Here is a 15457-nt window from a genome sequence, read left to right as displayed (position 1 = left end):
CAGCAGCAGTCGCTGCTAACTTCTAGCACTGTCCTCGTCGACTTGCGGAGGTGTGCGATGCGCACGCGCGCTTATATGCCGGGCTTTACGCTGCTGGAAATCCTCATCGCCGTGCTGTTGCTGGCGTTTGGCATTGTCGGCGGCGTGGCGATGCAGTTGTCCGCGCTGCGCGCGCGGCATCAGGCGGCGCTGTTGTCGCAGGCGGGCTACGTGGCGGCTGGCCTGGCTGAACGCATGCGCGCCAACGCCGCACAGATGCATCTGGCCGATGGCGCCAATCCCTACCTGTTGCTTGATTACGATGCGCTGGCGGAACCTCATCCGCCGGCGCCGTCGGCGCTGTGCTACGGCGGCGCGTGCGATAGCGCGCAGATGGCGATGTTTGATCTGTATGAAGCAAAAATGCAGGTGAGCCAGTATCTGCCGGCGGGGCGGCTGCGCGTGTGTCGCGATGGTGGCGGCAAGGCGGCCTGGGCTTGCGGCGGCGGGGTGGGTGCGCCGGTGGTGGTCAAGGTCGGATGGCGCGAAAAGAATCCTGACGGCGCGCCGCGCAAGGATGCGGGCGGCGATTTCGCACCGGCGCTGGCGCTGGTCGTTGGGGCGACGCGATGAATGCGCGTCTTGCTCCCGGCTGGACTATCGTCGAGTTCGCCATCGCGGTGACGCTGGGCTTGATCGTGACTTTGCTGGCCAGCGGCCTGCTGCTGTCGGCCGGCAGCAGTTACCGCAATCACGACGATTACGTCGGGCTGAACGATGGCGGCCGCCATGCGCTCGACATCCTGGCGCGCTCGATACGGCAGGGCGCCTATGTCAACTGGGACGGCAAGGCCGCGCCGGTAGAACTGGATGATGCGGCGCCGGCGTCCGTTGCCGGGCTGGATGCGCGCAGCATCAGCCGGGGCAGCGCGGATATCTCGGGACGGTTGCCGCCGGTGGCGCACGGCAGCGATGTGCTGGCCTTGCGGCTCTCCGGTTCTGGAGTGGGCAGCAATGGCGACGGTTCCAATCTCAATTGCGCGGGCTTCGGCGTGGCCGCGTCCGACGCGCCCGATGCGCGCGGCTGGAGCATCTTCTACGTTGCCGACGATGGTGCCGGCGAGACCGAATTGCGCTGCAAGTACCGGGGCGCTGCCGGTTGGGGCGCGGACGCCATCGTGCGCGGCGTCGATTCTTTTCAGGTGCTGTACGGGCTCGATACCGATGTGCCGGCTGACGGTGTGCCCAATACCTATCTCAACGCCAGCGGCATCGATGCGATGGATGCTGCGTTGGTGCTGACTGGCGCAACGGCTGACGAACGCGTGCGCGACTTCCACCGCAAGACGTTCTGGAAGCGCGTGTGTAGCGTCCGGGTGGCTTTGCTGCTGCACGGCGAGATCAACACGCGCGCCGATACGGGAGCGGCGCAATACGACCTGTTCGGCCCCGCGTATTCCGATGCGCACACTGATGACGAGGGTGTGCGCATTGTGGAGGCGAGCCTGCCGGCGTCGCAGCGTGCGCGGGCGCGCAGGGTGGTCGGCATGACGGTGGCGTTGCGTAACCGGAGCGGCTAGTCATGGTACGGCGAGGGCAGCGGGGCGTTGCCGTGTTGATGTGCCTGATGATGCTGATCCTGGTGATGTTGCTGGGGGTGTCGGCGGCGCAAATGAGCTTGCAGGGCGAGAAGGCGTCGCGCGGCGAGCGTGATCGGGAAGTGGCGTTGCAAGCGGCGGAGGATGCCTTGGCAGATGCGGAGCGCGATATTCAATCCGGCACGGCGGCGGTCAGCGCCTGCGACGTGGCGCCCGCGTGGCAGCGGGTGGATCTATCCGGGGCGGAGGACGGTGGCGCCTGCACGGTGGGTTTTGGCGAACACACGGGAGCGGAGATGCTGACGGCGGAGGGCATGCTGCCGTTCAGGAAGCCGCGTTATCTGGTCGAGCGCATGGCGTGCCATCAGCCGGGCGAGGATGCGTCGGCTGTCAGCTATTGCTACCGTGTGACGGTGATCGGCTTCGGGGCGCGGCCGGGAACGGAAGTGGTCTTGCAAACCGTGTACAGCAAGCCGGAGTGAGGAGGGGATATGCAAATAGCGATGCCTGGGCGTGGACGCATGTGGTCATGGGTCTTGATCGCCTTGCTGTTGATGCTGCTGCCGACGCTGGCCTCTGGCGTGCGCGCCGCACCTCCGCTGATCAATATCGGCAGCGAGCCCCTGACTGTTGCCTGTCGCGCCGCCACCCCCGCTGCGGGGGCACGGATGGCTGGCACGTCGCTATTGGTGACTGCGACCGTCGGCGTTGCAGCGTCGTCTGGCCCGCCGCCGGCCTCGCCGCTTGCTGGCGACTTGCTTAGCGCGACGCTGGACGCAGGCGACAGTGGTGGTCACTTTGAACGCAGCAGCTTGCCGCCGGCCGGCATGGCCGTGCCGGGAACCGTGCTGTGGGATGCCGGCGCAATCTTGACCGGTGCGCCGGGACGGCCGCCCTTGCCGGCACCCGACGCGCGCAATCTTTACACGGCCATCGTCCAGGGCGACGGCAGATTGAGTGGGATCCCATTTACTTGGCCCGACCTGTCGGCCGCGCAGCAGGCGATGCTGGACCAGGCACCGCCGCCGCACGCGGCCAGCGACGGACTGGGCGAACGGCGCGTCGCCTACCTGCGCGGCGACCGCGGCGACGAGGGCGCGTTGTTCCGCCGGCGCAGCAGCGTGCTGGGGGACTCGATCAACAGCACGCCTGTGTTGGTCGGCCCGCCTTCGGGCGCAGCGCTGGATGCGGACTACACGGCTTTTCGCGAACGGAACAAAGCCCGACGCCCCATGATCTACCTTGGCGCCAACGACGGCATGCTGCATGGCTTCGACGCCGGCAGCGGCATCGAACGCTACGCTTATCTGCCCGACGCATTGATATCGGCGCTAAACCGCTTGCCGAGCCCCAGCTATGTGCACCGCGCCTACGTCGATGGCCCCGCGATCAGCGGCGACGCTGTTATTGCTGGCAACTGGCGCACCGTACTGATCTCCGCGATGGGCGGCGGCGCGCAAGGCCTGTTCGCGCTGGACGTCACCGACCCTGAGGCACTGAACGCAGCGTCCGCGCTGTGGGAATTCACCGACCGTGACGATCCCATGATGGGCAATCTCACCACGCTGCCGCAGATCGCCAAGGTGCGCACCGGTCACGGCGGTGAGGCGGCCAGCGACCGCTATTTGGCCGTCGCCACGAGCGGCCTGAACAACTACGCCAGCGACGGCCACTCCAGCCGCAACGGCAAGGGCGCCTTATTCCTGCTGGCACTCGACAAGCCCAGCGATGCGCCATGGAAGCTCAACGCGAACTACTACCGATGGACCACGCCGATCTCCGATTCAACGATGGCGAACGGCCTGAGTGCCCCGGCGTTGGCCTTCGACCGCGACGGCGCGCTGAGCTACGCTTACGCCGGCGACCTGCAAGGCAACCTGTGGCGCTTCGATTTCGCCGGCTGGCCCAGCGTCGCGGTGCAAGCGCTGTTCACCGCTCGCGATGCCGATGGCCGCCGCCAGCCGATCGCGCAGCGGCCGATGCTGGCTTACGCTACCGGCGGCGGTTACATGGTGCTGTTCGGCACCGGCGTGTTGTTCGACCGGACCGACTTGTCGGCAGGTGGCTTCGTTACCCAGTCATTCTATGGCATCCATGACAGCTTGTCCGTGCCAATGGATGTCGTGGCCGGGCGGCGCCAGTTGACCGAGCGTGTGCTGGGTGCCTCGTCCGCAAACCTGTTCAACCTCAGCGGCGCGGAGATTGCCCCGGGCAGCAAGGGCTGGTATGTCGACTTCCTGCAATCGTCGCACACGGGTGAGCGCAGCATCGGCAGCGGGGCGCTGGCAGGCGGTGCGGTGGTCTTCAACACGCTGTTACCCGGCCCGGACAAATGCGACGCTTCACGCAGCCGCACCTACGTGCTGAACGCACTTACCGGGCTTCCGGAAGGCCGCAGCACAGCCAGCATCGATCCGACCAAGCCGATAGTCGGCCTGCTGCAACCGACCTATCCAACGTTGGTGGCGCTGGTGCCACAATCGTCCAGCCGCAGCGCGCCCGATCCCACCGGGCAGGTCGTGGTGGCGAAGAACTATGCGGTGGCCAACGTGTCGGCAGGGGAGGTTGCAGTGGCGGGCGAGGTCAAGGTGCGCTTGCGGGCCGGCCGGCTCAGCTGGCGCGAGGTTGCCAACTGGCGTGAGCTACATGAGGCCATCAAATGAAGCCCTTTCATGAGCAGGCGTTCAGCATGATCGAACTGCTGGTGGTGCTGGTCATCTTGGCCGTGCTGGCCGCGCAGGTGATGCCGAGTTTTAAGCAGCACGTGATCCGCGCCCGCCGCTCCGAAGCGCAGGCCGCGATGCTGCAGTTGATGCAGCAGGAGGAGCGGTTTTACACGCAGGCCAATACCTACATCGCCTTTTCATCAAGCACCACGGATTCTGAAGCCCGCCAGTTCAAGTGGTGGAGCAGCAACGGCGCGCCCACCAGCGCGTACGAAATCGAAGGCAAGGCATGCGATGGCGAGCCGATTTCGCAATGCGTGCAGCTGATCGCCACGCCCGGCACCGCCATGGTCGACCGTAACTTTCGCGACGAAGATTGCCTGCAGCTCAAGCTCACCAGCAGCGGCCTGCGCCTGGCGACCGGCCCGTCCACCCGTTGCTGGCCATGAGAGGGCGGCGCGATGCGTACACATCCCACACCCGGACACACGCTGATCGAACTATTGATCGTCCTTGCGCTGGTCACGACCTTGCTCGGCGTCGCCGTGCCGAGCTTCCACGCCGGGCTGAAGCAACAGCAACTGCGGGTGGCCGTCAACGACCTGCTGGCCGCGATCAACCTGACGCGCTCGCAGGCCATCGCGCGTGGCGGCCAAGTCTTGATGGCGCCGCTGGAGCCGGCCGGCGCATCCTGGCGCGAAGGCTGGGTAGTGTTTGTCGACGAGAACGGCAACCGCCGCCACGACGCCGGCGAGCTGCTGCTGACCCGGCACGGGCCGGTCGCCGAAGGCATCACCATCACGTCGGCATTCTCGTCGGCCGCAACGCCGCAATATCTTGCTTATAATGCTGCTGGGCGGGCCTGCAGCGCGAGCAACAGCCTGGCCGCGCGCTGGGGCACGCTGTCGTTGGCGCGGGGCGACGACGTGCGCAACATCAAGATCAATATGCTGGGCCGGGCACGCGTGTGCGACCCGGCGGCGGGCGACGCCAGCTGCGCCAGCGCCAAGGACTAAGGACAACGTGAACATCAACAACGATCTCGAAGGCATGACGCTGGCGCTGGACTGGGCCGCGAAAGGCTTGTACACCACCTCGCCGAACCCGCACATTGGCTGCGTGATCGTGCGCGACGGCCAGGTGATCGGCGCCGGCGTCACGCAGCAGGCCGGCAGCGACCACGCGGAAATCCAGGCGCTCAAGGATGCGCAGGCGCGCGGCCACGACGTGCGCGGCGCCACCGCCTACGTCACGCTGGAACCCTGCAACCACCACGGCCGCACGCCGCCATGCTCGGACGCGCTGGTGCGCGCCGGCCTGGGCCGTGTGGTGGCGGCGATGGAGGATCCGAATCCGCTGGTGGCGGGGCAGGGCATGGCCAAGCTGGCCGCCGCCGGCATCGAGACCAGCGTCGGCCTGCTGGCCGAGCAGGCTTACGAACTGAACATCGGCTTCTTCTCGCGCATGACGCGCGGCCTGCCGTGGGTACGCATGAAGACCGCCGCCAGCCTGGACGGCATGACGGCCCTGCACAATGGCGTCAGCCAATGGATCACCGGGCCGGAAGCGCGCGCCGACGGCCACGCCTGGCGCGCGCGCGCCTGCGCCATCCTGACCGGCATCGGCACCGTCAAGGCCGACGATCCCCTGCTCAACGTGCGCGCGGTGGAAACGCCACGCCAGCCGCGCCGCATCGTGGTCGACAGCAAGCTCGACATCGATCCGTCCGCCAAGGTGCTGCAGGGCGGCGGCACCTGGATCGCGGCGGCGGTGGCCGATCCCGAGAAAGAGGCCGCGCTGCGGGCGACGGGCGCGGAAATCATCCTGCTGCCCAACGCCAGCGGCAAGGTCGACCTGCCCGAGCTGATGCGCGAGCTGGGCCGGCGCCAGATCAACGAGCTGCATGTCGAAGCCGGCGGCAAGCTCAACGGTTCACTGATCCGCGAAGGCTGCGTGGACGAGCTGCTGGTCTACCTCGCGCCGATGCTACTGGGGGATGCGCAAGGCATGTTCGCCTTGCCGGCGCTGGCCGAACTGTCGCAGCGGCAGCAGCTGAAATATCACGAGGTCAAGCAGATCGGCGAAGATTTGCGTATCCTTGCACGATTCACTCATCATTAAGATTGCACTCACATGTTTACTGGAATTGTCGCCGCTATCGGCAAAATTGAATCGGTCAAGCCGCTCGAAGGCGGTTCGTTCGCGGGCGTACGCCTGGACATCAACGCCGGCGGCCTGCCGCTGGCCGACGTCGCGCTGGGCGACTCGATCGCCATCAACGGCGCCTGCATGACCGTGGTGGAAAAAGATGCCAGCAACTTCCGCGTCGACGTCTCGCGCGAAAGCCTGAACTGCACCGTCGGCCTAGACACGCTGACCGAGGTGAACCTGGAAAAAGCCGTCACGCTGAGCGAGCGCTTGGGCGGCCATCTGGTCACCGGCCACGTCGACGGCCTGGGCGTGGTGCGCAAGTTCGAGGCGGTGGGCGAATCGTGGGAGCTGGTGATCGAAGCGCCGCACGAGCTGGCCAAGTTCCTGGCCTTCAAGGGCTCGATCGTTGTCAACGGCGTATCGCTGACGGTCAACCGCGTGACCGATATCGGCAGCGGCAAGGACCTGGTGTGCCAGTTCTCGATCAACCTGATCCCGCACACCATTGCCATGACCACCCTCAAGCACCTCGAGGTGGGCAAGCAGGTCAACCTGGAGATCGACCTGATCGCCCGCTACGTCGAGCGCATGGTGTCGGTGGGCGCCGCCGGCAAATAAGCGGCCAATCGCTGAAATATTGGCAAATAATCCAGAAGGCGCCCGCCAAAGCCGGCCATTTGGCGGATAAAAGCGGCCTTTTGCGGTGGGGCGGGCGTAAATCCTTTAAAATAGCGCCCTGTTCCAGCTCCGCTACAAAGGATTAAAAATGTCAATTTCCAGCACCGAAGAAATAGTCGCCGAATTGCGCGCTGGCCGCATGGTGATCCTGGTCGACGAAGAAGACCGGGAAAACGAAGGTGACCTGGTGCTCGCGGCGGACTTTGTGACGCCTGAAGCCATTAATTTCATGGTCAAGCACGCGCGTGGCCTGGTCTGCCTGACCCTGACCGAAGAGCGCTGCGACCAGTTGAACCTGTCGATGATGTCAGCCCGTAACGGCACCGCCTTCGGCACCAATTTCACCGTGTCGATCGAGGCAGCCGAGGGCGTGACCACCGGCATCTCGGCGGCCGACCGCGCCAAGACCATCCAGGTGGCCGTGGCCAAGGATACCCAGCCGTCGGACATCGTCCAGCCCGGCCACATCTTCCCGCTGAAGGCCCAGCCAGGCGGCGTGCTGATGCGCGCCGGCCATACCGAAGCCGGCTGCGACCTGACCGCCATGGCCGGCCTGACCCCGGCCTCCGTGATCTGCGAGATCATGAAGGACGACGGCACCATGGCGCGCCTGCCGGACCTGCTGGAATTCGCCAGGGAACACGGCCTGAAGATCGGCACCATCGCCGACCTGATCCACTACCGCAGCCGCAACGAGTCGCTGGTCGAGAAGATCGGCGAGCGTCCGCTCAAGACCGCGCAGGGCGACTTCCGCATGATCGCCTTCCGCGACAAGCCAAGCGGCTCGGCGCACCTGGCGCTGGTGCACGGCGACATCGACAAGACCAAGGAAACCCTGGTGCGCGTGCACCAGCCGGTGTCCATCCTCGACTTCCTGGAGTCGGAAGCGACCACCCACTCGTGGAACCTGTCGTCGTCGCTGGCGGCGGTCAAGGCGTCCGAGCGCGGCGTGATCGTGCTGCTCAACTGCGAGGAGACGGCGGAGCAATTCTTTGCCCAGTTCGACGCGCTGGGCAAGCCGGAAGCCAAGCCGAAGGGCCGCGCCGCCAGCATGGACCTGCGCAGCTACGGCATCGGCGCGCAGATCCTGCGCGAAGTCGGCGTCTGCAAGATGCAGCTGCTGGCCAGCCCGCGCAAGATGCCGTCGATGACGGGCTTCGACCTGGAAGTGACCGGCTACATGGCCAAACCGAACTAATTCAACCCAACATACAAGAGGCACTCCATGACTGTAGGAAGCTACGAAACCAATTTGTCCGGCGACGGCCTGCGTATCGGCATCGTCCAAGCGCGTTTCAACGAAGATGTCTGCCACGGCCTGCTGTCGGCCTGCCTGGCCGAGCTGAAGCACCTGGGCGTGGCCGATGAGGACGTGCTGCACGTGACCGTGCCGGGCGCGCTGGAAGTGCCGCTGGTGCTGCAGAAGATGGCCGAGTCGCAGCAGTTCGACGCGCTGGTCGCGCTGGGCGCGGTGATCCGTGGCGAAACCTACCACTTCGAGCTGGTCTCGAACGAATCGGGCGCCGGCATCACCCGCATCGGCCTGGATTATGGTATTCCTATCGCTAACGCGATCCTGACCACCGAGAACGATGAGCAGGCCGAGGTTCGCATGGCCGAAAAAGGCGCCGATGCGGCGCGCGTGGCGGTGGAGATGGCCAATCTGACCATCGCGCTGGAAGAGCTGCACCAGGATCAGGGCGACGACGAGTAAGAACAGGTAGGAACGGCGGAGTGTGCCGGTATGCGCCGGCGCACTGAGCCGGATTTTGTAAGTATTTAAGAACAGGTATAACCATGACAGATAAAATTTTGCACGCCAACCCCAGCAAGAACCGCACGCCGCGCCATCGTGCGCGCGAGTTTGCGTTGCAGGGTTTATATCAGTGGCTGCTGAACAATGAAGACGCCGCCACCGTGGTGAACAACATCCGCGCCGCGCACGGCTTCGACAAGGCCGACGGCGACCACTTCACGGTGCTGCTGTACGGCGCGATCAAGGATTCGGTGGCGCTGCGCGAGAGCTTCGCGCCGCTGGTCGACCGCGGCGTGGCGGAACTGTCGCCGATCGAGCACGCGGTGCTGCTGATCGGTGCGTTCGAGCTGAAGAACAACCTGGAAATCCCTTACCGCGTCGTCATCAACGAAGCGGTCGAGCTGACCAAGTCGTTTGGCGGTATCGACGGCCACAAATACGTCAACGGCGTGCTGGACAAGCTGGCCGCCCGCGTCCGTCCCGACGAAGTCGCCGCCGACAAGAAACGCTAAGCAGCGTCCGGTACCGTCCGAAGCCACTCAAGGTATCTTGCGGTGGCTTTTTTTATTTGGGGTTTGACGGTGAGGGGGCCGCGCCGCAGAATCCGTTGATTTTCAATTAATGTCGAGGCGCATTATCGAACTGCATACCCTGGAGCGGGCGCCTGACTGGCGCCGCCGCAGCTGGCTGGCGCTGATCGCCGGCGCGCATGTGCTGGCGTTCATCGGCTGGCGCGCGCCTGAGCGGCCTCTGGCGGCCCCGGTGGGCCGCCACGAGGCCATCACATATATCCTGGCGCCGGCGAAGCCGCCGCCCAAGGTTGCAGCCCAACCCAAACCTGTGCGCCAGCCGTCCGCACCCATGACCATGCTGCCGGCCTCGCCGCAACCGCAGCCGATCCAGCAGCCGGTGCAGCCGCAAGCCCCGCAAGCCATCACGCAGACCACGCCGCCACCGGACCCGTTTGCGCAGCCATCTGCCAAGCCGGCCGACGATCTGCTGCAGCGCTCGCTCAAGAGCGCCGCCGCCGTCGACCGCCAACTGCGCAAGGAAGCCTGGAATCCGCACGACAAGAAGATCGCCAACAACACCACGGTGCTGGCGGCCAAGCTGGGTGCCGCCTTCGTGGGTGACGAGGGCATAACGCTAGAAAACTTCACCGCACCCGATGGACGCCTCATGACGCGCGTGCGGTCGGGCGACGGCAGTTATTGCGCGGTGATGGAGTCCAACAGCTTGACCGGCGGCCGCGATCCTTTCCGGGACGGCGTCAAAACCAGGATCGCCACCTGTCCGCACTGACCGTCCAGACGTAAAAAAAAGCCACCTCGCAAGGTGGCTTGTTCTGCCTGGCGTGCCGAAATCAGAGGCCGGCGATCTGGGTGCCGCTGACCGACTTCTCGACCGCCGCGACCGGCGGGGTAGGCTTGGCTGGCGCGGCGGCCATCATTGGCGTGATGGTCGGCACTTTCTTGCCTGCCGAAACCTGCTTCAGGCGCTGGTACTCGGCCAGCACTTTCGAGCCGTAGCCGTCGTCGTGTTCGAACGCGGCGGCGCCGACGTAGATCTTCAGGCCGGCTTCGACCGAGCCGCCACGGGTGACGTAGTCCTTCAGGATCAGCGAGCCGACCCGGATGTTGGCCACCGGATTGAGCGCAGCCTGCAGGCCACCCATTTCCTGGAATTTGTCGTGGTGCACCTTGGACATCACCTGCATCAGGCCTTGCGCGCCGACCGGGCTTTCCGCGAACGGATTCAGGCCCGATTCAATCGCCATCACGGCCAGGATCAGCAGCGGATCGAGCTTGATCTCGCGCGCCGTCAGGTAGGCGGTGGACACCAGCATGTTGGCGGCGTCGCCCGCTACGCGGTAACGCTTGGACAGCCAGGAGGTGACCCATTGCTGCTGCTTCTGCGTGCCCAGCAGGGCTTTTTCTTCGGCGGTCAGCGGCGCGGTGCTGGCGGCCGGTGCCGTGGCTGGCGTTTCCATCAGGGCCGACAGGGGCGGCGCCACGACGGCGACAGCTTCGACTTCCGGTTCGTGGTTCAGGCTGTTGCTCAGTGCCTTGGCCAGGTCGGGACGGACAAACAGTACTGCCATTACTACTAAAGCGGTCACACCCAGGATGGTCAGAGTGTGCTGGGCGGTGGTCAACACGCCCTTTGCCGAAACGCGAGTCGTGGAGAACCACGCTGCTGGCTGGCGAGCCATGGTGCGGGCAAACTGCGTTGCACCGTTGAAACGATTAATCATAGAGTTCCCCTGAAATGTCCGTAAAAGCGGGTCCCCGCCAGCGTTGAACGCAGCTAACCGGGTGCTAATGCCGTGCATCAGAAATATCATCGTCCGTCGCCGCTGGGAGCGCGCGTTGGACGCCGTCATTGCTTGCTTGAGCTGATGTTTCCCTGTGGTATTCGATCAGTCGCAATACAACTTCTTTCGGGGGTAAGGCAGACGCCTTTTGAAAACACTCCTTAAAATGTCATGTGGAGCCCCGACTCCGTGAATGAATGAGCAACACATTTGTGTGGTCCGCTTACCGGGCTCAACCCGTGCTGAACCGTGTTCTCTTCAAGTAGGGCAAATTGTAGAAGCCGTTTTATATCAAGTCAATACTAACGCGATCAAAAGCTATAACTTATAAATCTTACTTTTTTGCTTGTATTGCGCCTAAAACCAATAAAATCAACTACTTGACCTGTCTTTTTAAACAGTATGCTGCGCTGTAAGAAAAAATTAAAAAACGATGAAATATTCTGATCTGCGAGATTTTATTTCCCAACTGCAACGGATGGGCGAACTTAAGCCTATTTTGGTCCCTGTTTCGCCGCATTTGGAGATGACCGAGGTTTGCGACCGCACCTTGCGGGCCGGCGGACCGGCTTTGCTGTTCCAGAATCCGACCGGACACAGCATGCCTGTGCTGGGCAATCTGTTCGGCACCGAGCGCCGCGTGGCGCTGGGCATGGGCGCTGACAGCGTCAGCGAGCTGCGCAAGATCGGCCACGTGCTGGCGCGCCTGAAGGAGCCGGAACCGCCCAAGGGCTTCAAGGACTTGATGGGCATGGGCTCGCTGGTCAAGGCCGTGTGGGACATGGCGCCCAAGGAGCTGCGCGGCGCGCCGTGCCAGGAGATCGTGTGGGAGGGCGCCGATGTCGACCTGGCCAGGCTGCCGATCCAGCACTGCTGGCCGGGCGATATCGCGCCGCTGATCACCTGGGGCCTGGTGATCACCAAGGGGCCTAATAAGAAGCGCCAGAACCTGGGCATCTACCGCCAGCAGGTGCTGGGGCCGAACAAGGTCATCATGCGCTGGCTGGCCCATCGTGGCGGCGCGCTGGACTTCCGCGAGCACGCCATCCAGAGCAAGGGCCAGCCGTATCCGATCTGCGTGGCGCTGGGCGCCGATCCCGCCACTATATTAGGCGCGGTGACGCCGGTGCCGGACAGCCTGTCGGAATACCAGTTCGCCGGCCTGCTGCGCGGCAGCCGCACCGAGCTGGTCAAGGCCATCGGCAGCGAGCTGCGCGTGCCGGCCTCGGCGGAGATTGTGCTGGAAGGCCATATCTATCCGGACGAAAACCACCCGAGCGGCTACGAGCACGCGCTGGAAGGCCCGTACGGCGACCACACCGGCTATTACAACGAGCAGGACTCGTTCCCGGTGTTCACCATCGACCGCATCACGATGCGCCGCGATCCCATCTATCACTCGACCTACACCGGCAAGCCGCCCGACGAGCCGGCCATCCTGGGCCTGGCGCTGAACGAGGTGTTCGTGCCGCTGCTGCAGAAGCAGTTCTCGGAGATCACCGATTTCCACCTGCCGGCCGAGGGTTGCAGCTACCGCATGGCGGTGGTGCAGATCAAGAAGCAGTACGCCGGCCACGCCAAGCGCGTGATGTTTGGCGTGTGGAGCTTCCTGCGCCAGTTCATGTACACCAAGTTCATCGTGGTGGTGGACGAGGATGTCAACATCCGCGACTGGAACGAGGTGATCTGGGCCATCACGACCCGCGTCGATCCGACCCGCGACACCACGCTGGTCGACAACACGCCGATCGACTACCTGGACTTTGCCTCGCCGGTGAGCGGCCTGGGCAGCAAGATGGGCATCGACGCCACCAACAAGTGGCCGGGCGAAACCACGCGCGAGTGGGGCACCACGATCAGCATGACGCCCGAGGTGAAGGCGCGCGTCGATCAGATTTGGCAGGAGTTGGGCCTGTAGGTTATAATTGCGCTTGGCGGGCCCCTGCGCATTGTGGCATGGCTAACCTGGTCAGGTCGGGAACGAAGCAGCCACGGCTATTAACCATAAGTGCCGCAGATCAGGCTCGCCTCCTTCGGGAAATACTAAAAAAGCTGCCAAGGGCAGCTTTTTTTATTTGCTCACGGATTTATTCGCTGTCCAGCCTGGCCTCGATCGGCCGCTCGGACGCCACCATCAGCGGATTCTCCTTCAGCCATGCGGACTCGGGCTTGAGCCTGATCTGGTGCTTGGCGTCGGTGTTGTAGGCCGTCTCGCCCACCTTCAGCTGCGCCGGCTTGCTGAACTTGAACACCACCGCCTTGGCAGTGGGCGCGAACATGCTCAGCGCGCCGGCCATCTTCTTGATCGCCTGGTTCATCTGCGCCACGCTGCTCATCACCGGGGTGTAGTTCCATTGCGTGCCCTCGGGCAGCGGCGTGGTGACTTCGTACTCCACCGCCGATTTCTCGCCCTTGGGCAAGCTGGTCATGATCTTGGTGTCGTCCGACAGCCATTTGGGATTCGGCACCACCGTCAAGCGGTAGTCGGCCGACAGCGGCGTCAGCACCTGGCGCTCGCTGCCGTGCACCACGGTCAGCACCACGTCTGCCGGCTTGTAGGCGGCGTTGCGCGGCTTGACCGTGATGTACATGTTGAGCTTGTCGCGCTCGGCGGCCGGGATGGCGTAGAACTTGTCGAGACGTAGTTCCTCGATCAGCTTCTTATATGGCACCCATTCGCGTTCGTCGGCGTGGGCGGCGAGGGACAGCAACAGCAGCGGCAGCAGGACAAGTTTCTTCATATAATTTCATGTTAAAAGAAAAACACATTGTAAGACAGTCCGGCCCGATTACCCAATCCGGCCCCGCCTTGTTACAATTGCCGTTTTGGCGACCCTGCGCCGTGTCTTATTAGCTGAGCAGGATAGGCCCTTTGCATCCGCTATCTACGGTAAAATCCCAGCATGTCCTATCAAGTCCTCGCCCGTAAATACCGCCCCAAGAATTTCGAAACGCTCGTCGGCCAGGAGCACGTCGTGCGCGCGCTCACGCACGCCCTGCACAGTGGCCGCCTGCACCACGCCTATCTGTTCACCGGAACGCGCGGGGTCGGCAAGACCACCTTGTCGCGCATCCTGGCCAAGTCGCTCAATTGCGTCGGGCCGGACGGCAACGGCGGCATCACGGCCACGCCGTGCGGCGTGTGCGAGGCGTGCACGGCGATCGACGCCGGCCGCTTTGTCGATTACATCGAGATGGATGCGGCGTCCAACCGCGGCGTCGACGAGATGGCGCAGCTGCTGGAGCAGGCGGTGTACGCGCCGAGCAATGCGCGCTTCAAGGTCTATATGATCGATGAGGTGCACATGCTGACCAACCACGCCTTCAACTCGATGCTGAAGACGCTGGAGGAACCGCCCGAGCACGTCAAGTTCATCCTGGCGACCACCGATCCGCAGAAGATCCCGGTGACGGTGCTGTCGCGCTGTCTGCAATTCAATCTGAAGCAGATGCCGCCTGGGCATATCATCGGCCATCTGGACAATATCCTGGGGCAGGAGGGCATCAGCTTCGAGGCGCCTGCCTTGCGCCTGCTGGCCGCCGGTGCGCATGGTTCGATGCGCGATGCGTTGTCGCTGACCGACCAGGCGATCGCCTACGCGGCCGGCGCGGTGACGCTGGACGCGGTGCAGGGCATGCTGGGTGCGCTGGACCAGTCTTATCTGATTCGTCTGCTTGATGCGCTGGCGGCGCAGGATGGCGCGGACCTCTTGGCCGTGGCCGATGAGATGGCCACGCGCAGCCTGTCGTACAACGGCGCCTTGCAGGATCTGGGCACCTTGCTGCACCGGATCGCGCTGGCGCAGACGGTGCCGACCGCCTTGCCGGAGGATTTGCCTGAGTACGCCGATATCGTGCGTCTGGCCGCGGCCTTCGATGCGGAAGAGGTCCAGCTGTATTATCAGATCGCGGTGCATGGCCGGAATGAATTGGGCTTGGCGCCGGACGAGTATGCGGGCTTCTCGATGACCTTGCTGCGCATGCTGGCCTTTCGGCCCGGCGTAGGCGGGGCGGAGGGGCAACCGGCTGCGGCGCCTGCGATGTCGCGTCCGGCTGCGGTGGCTGCTGCGCGTGCCGCGGCGGCGCCTCCTGCGCGTGCCGCTTCGCATCTGCAGGCTAGTCACGCCAGCGTGACCCCGGCGGCGGTGGTGGCCGGTGCGGCTGCCGCGATGGCGCGGGCGGAGGCGCCTGCGCCGGCTGCGGTTGCTTCCAACCCGTCTGCCAATGCGATGCCATCAGCGCATGTTGCGCCACCAGCGCCGGCTCCTGCCGCTGCTGCGCCGGCCACCGCGCCGGCGGAGCCCGCTGCGGCGGC

Annotated in this window: 16 protein-coding genes and 1 other RNA gene; 15 read left to right on the top strand and 2 right to left on the bottom strand. The window is 64.5% G+C overall.

All coding sequences use genetic code 11. From position 1 onward, the window contains the following. The first annotated feature begins 57 nt into the window (after positions 1–57). The 12 genes from pilV to GTP90_RS08495 all read left to right on the top strand — a co-directional run bounded on the left by pilV (position 58) and on the right by GTP90_RS08495 (position 10130). Positions 58–612 carry a type IV pilus modification protein PilV gene (gene pilV / locus GTP90_RS08550; protein WP_254451779.1) on the top strand — a complete coding sequence of 185 codons (555 nt, stop codon included), beginning with the start codon at positions 58–60 and terminating at the stop codon, positions 610–612. Then, positions 609–1559 (top strand): PilW family protein, encoded by a 951-nt coding sequence (locus GTP90_RS08545; protein ID WP_161083101.1) that lies wholly within the window; start codon positions 609–611, stop codon positions 1557–1559. Before pilV ends, GTP90_RS08545 begins: the two co-directional genes overlap by 4 nt. 2 nt (positions 1560–1561) lie before the next feature. Further along, positions 1562–2059 carry a pilus assembly PilX family protein gene (locus GTP90_RS08540; protein WP_161083100.1) on the top strand — a complete coding sequence of 166 codons (498 nt, stop codon included), beginning with the start codon at positions 1562–1564 and terminating at the stop codon, positions 2057–2059. Positions 2060–2266: 207 nt separating this feature from the next. Next, complete coding sequence (locus GTP90_RS08535) at positions 2267–4240, top strand: pilus assembly protein (protein WP_371875037.1); 1974 nt, start codon at positions 2267–2269, stop codon at positions 4238–4240. Then, positions 4237–4692 carry a type IV pilin protein gene (locus tag GTP90_RS08530; RefSeq protein ID WP_254451778.1) on the top strand — a complete coding sequence of 152 codons (456 nt, stop codon included), beginning with the start codon at positions 4237–4239 and terminating at the stop codon, positions 4690–4692. Before GTP90_RS08535 ends, GTP90_RS08530 begins: the two co-directional genes overlap by 4 nt. A 12-nt stretch (positions 4693–4704) precedes the next feature. Beyond that, positions 4705–5259, top strand: coding sequence for a GspH/FimT family pseudopilin (locus GTP90_RS08525; protein WP_161083098.1), 555 nt, complete (start codon positions 4705–4707; stop codon positions 5257–5259). A gap of 7 nt (positions 5260–5266) precedes the next feature. Further along, the gene (gene ribD / locus GTP90_RS08520) at positions 5267–6364 is read left to right on the top strand and encodes a bifunctional diaminohydroxyphosphoribosylaminopyrimidine deaminase/5-amino-6-(5-phosphoribosylamino)uracil reductase RibD (RefSeq protein WP_161083097.1); all 1098 of its coding nucleotides are present in this window, start codon (positions 5267–5269) and stop codon (positions 6362–6364) included. A gap of 12 nt (positions 6365–6376) precedes the next feature. Beyond that, positions 6377–7012: a riboflavin synthase gene (locus GTP90_RS08515; protein ID WP_161083096.1), complete on the top strand. Its 636-nt coding sequence runs from the start codon at positions 6377–6379 to the stop codon at positions 7010–7012. 148 nt (positions 7013–7160) lie between these two features. Continuing rightward, the gene (ribBA, locus tag GTP90_RS08510; protein ID WP_161083095.1) at positions 7161–8270 is read left to right on the top strand and encodes a bifunctional 3,4-dihydroxy-2-butanone-4-phosphate synthase/GTP cyclohydrolase II; all 1110 of its coding nucleotides are present in this window, start codon (positions 7161–7163) and stop codon (positions 8268–8270) included. 27 nt (positions 8271–8297) lie between these two features. Continuing rightward, entirely contained in the window at positions 8298–8786 is a 489-nt protein-coding gene (gene ribH, locus GTP90_RS08505) for a 6,7-dimethyl-8-ribityllumazine synthase (RefSeq protein ID WP_117015231.1), read from the top strand. 83 nt (positions 8787–8869) lie between these two features. Next, the gene (gene nusB / locus GTP90_RS08500; RefSeq protein WP_161083094.1) at positions 8870–9340 is read left to right on the top strand and encodes a transcription antitermination factor NusB; all 471 of its coding nucleotides are present in this window, start codon (positions 8870–8872) and stop codon (positions 9338–9340) included. Between the two features lie 109 nt (positions 9341–9449). After that, a complete protein-coding gene (locus GTP90_RS08495) occupies positions 9450–10130 on the top strand; it encodes a hypothetical protein (protein WP_254451777.1) in 681 nt (226 codons plus the stop codon). A 61-nt stretch (positions 10131–10191) separates the two neighbouring features. On the opposite strand, the gene GTP90_RS08490 is transcribed toward GTP90_RS08495, so the two are convergent. Next, entirely contained in the window at positions 10192–11082 is an 891-nt protein-coding gene (locus GTP90_RS08490) for a transglycosylase SLT domain-containing protein (RefSeq protein ID WP_161083093.1), read from the bottom strand. A 493-nt stretch (positions 11083–11575) separates the two neighbouring features. On the opposite strand from GTP90_RS08490, the gene ubiD reads away from it, so the two are divergent. Together ubiD and ffs are read left to right on the top strand one after the other, a co-directional pair. Next, positions 11576–13060, top strand: coding sequence for a 4-hydroxy-3-polyprenylbenzoate decarboxylase (ubiD, locus tag GTP90_RS08485; RefSeq protein ID WP_161083092.1), 1485 nt, complete (start codon positions 11576–11578; stop codon positions 13058–13060). Positions 13061–13075: 15 nt separating this feature from the next. Continuing rightward, an RNA gene (gene ffs / locus GTP90_RS08480) (signal recognition particle sRNA small type) lies at positions 13076–13174 on the top strand. A gap of 55 nt (positions 13175–13229) precedes the next feature. Here ffs and GTP90_RS08475 read toward each other — a convergent pair. Then, the gene (locus tag GTP90_RS08475) at positions 13230–13883 is read right to left on the bottom strand and encodes a DUF2987 domain-containing protein (RefSeq protein WP_161083091.1); all 654 of its coding nucleotides are present in this window, start codon (positions 13881–13883) and stop codon (positions 13230–13232) included. Between the two features lie 162 nt (positions 13884–14045). Here GTP90_RS08475 and dnaX point away from each other — a divergent pair. Further along, on the top strand, positions 14046–15457 hold a 1412-nt coding region (dnaX, locus tag GTP90_RS08470), incomplete at its 3' end, for a DNA polymerase III subunit gamma/tau (RefSeq protein WP_161083090.1).

Origin of the sequence: Duganella vulcania (assembly GCF_009857655.1) — a bacterium.
Classification (GTDB): Bacteria; Pseudomonadota; Gammaproteobacteria; order Burkholderiales; family Burkholderiaceae_D; genus Rugamonas; species Rugamonas vulcania.
This window is presented reverse-complemented; position numbering and strand designations above follow the sequence as displayed.

Coding starts and splice junctions, on each gene's coding strand:
- pilV (WP_254451779.1), top strand. CDS start 58: ATGCGCACGCGCGCTTATATGCCGGGCTTTACGCTGCTGGAAATCCTC.
- GTP90_RS08545 (WP_161083101.1), top strand. CDS start 609: ATGAATGCGCGTCTTGCTCCCGGCTGGACTATCGTCGAGTTCGCCATC.
- GTP90_RS08540 (WP_161083100.1), top strand. CDS start 1,562: ATGGTACGGCGAGGGCAGCGGGGCGTTGCCGTGTTGATGTGCCTGATG.
- GTP90_RS08530 (WP_254451778.1), top strand. CDS start 4,237: ATGAAGCCCTTTCATGAGCAGGCGTTCAGCATGATCGAACTGCTGGTG.
- GTP90_RS08525 (WP_161083098.1), top strand. CDS start 4,705: ATGCGTACACATCCCACACCCGGACACACGCTGATCGAACTATTGATC.
- GTP90_RS08515 (WP_161083096.1), top strand. CDS start 6,377: ATGTTTACTGGAATTGTCGCCGCTATCGGCAAAATTGAATCGGTCAAG.
- ribBA (WP_161083095.1), top strand. CDS start 7,161: ATGTCAATTTCCAGCACCGAAGAAATAGTCGCCGAATTGCGCGCTGGC.
- ribH (WP_117015231.1), top strand. CDS start 8,298: ATGACTGTAGGAAGCTACGAAACCAATTTGTCCGGCGACGGCCTGCGT.
- nusB (WP_161083094.1), top strand. CDS start 8,870: ATGACAGATAAAATTTTGCACGCCAACCCCAGCAAGAACCGCACGCCG.
- GTP90_RS08495 (WP_254451777.1), top strand. CDS start 9,450: ATGTCGAGGCGCATTATCGAACTGCATACCCTGGAGCGGGCGCCTGAC.
- GTP90_RS08490 (WP_161083093.1), bottom strand. CDS start 11,082: ATGATTAATCGTTTCAACGGTGCAACGCAGTTTGCCCGCACCATGGCT.
- ubiD (WP_161083092.1), top strand. CDS start 11,576: ATGAAATATTCTGATCTGCGAGATTTTATTTCCCAACTGCAACGGATG.
- GTP90_RS08475 (WP_161083091.1), bottom strand. CDS start 13,883: ATGAAGAAACTTGTCCTGCTGCCGCTGCTGTTGCTGTCCCTCGCCGCC.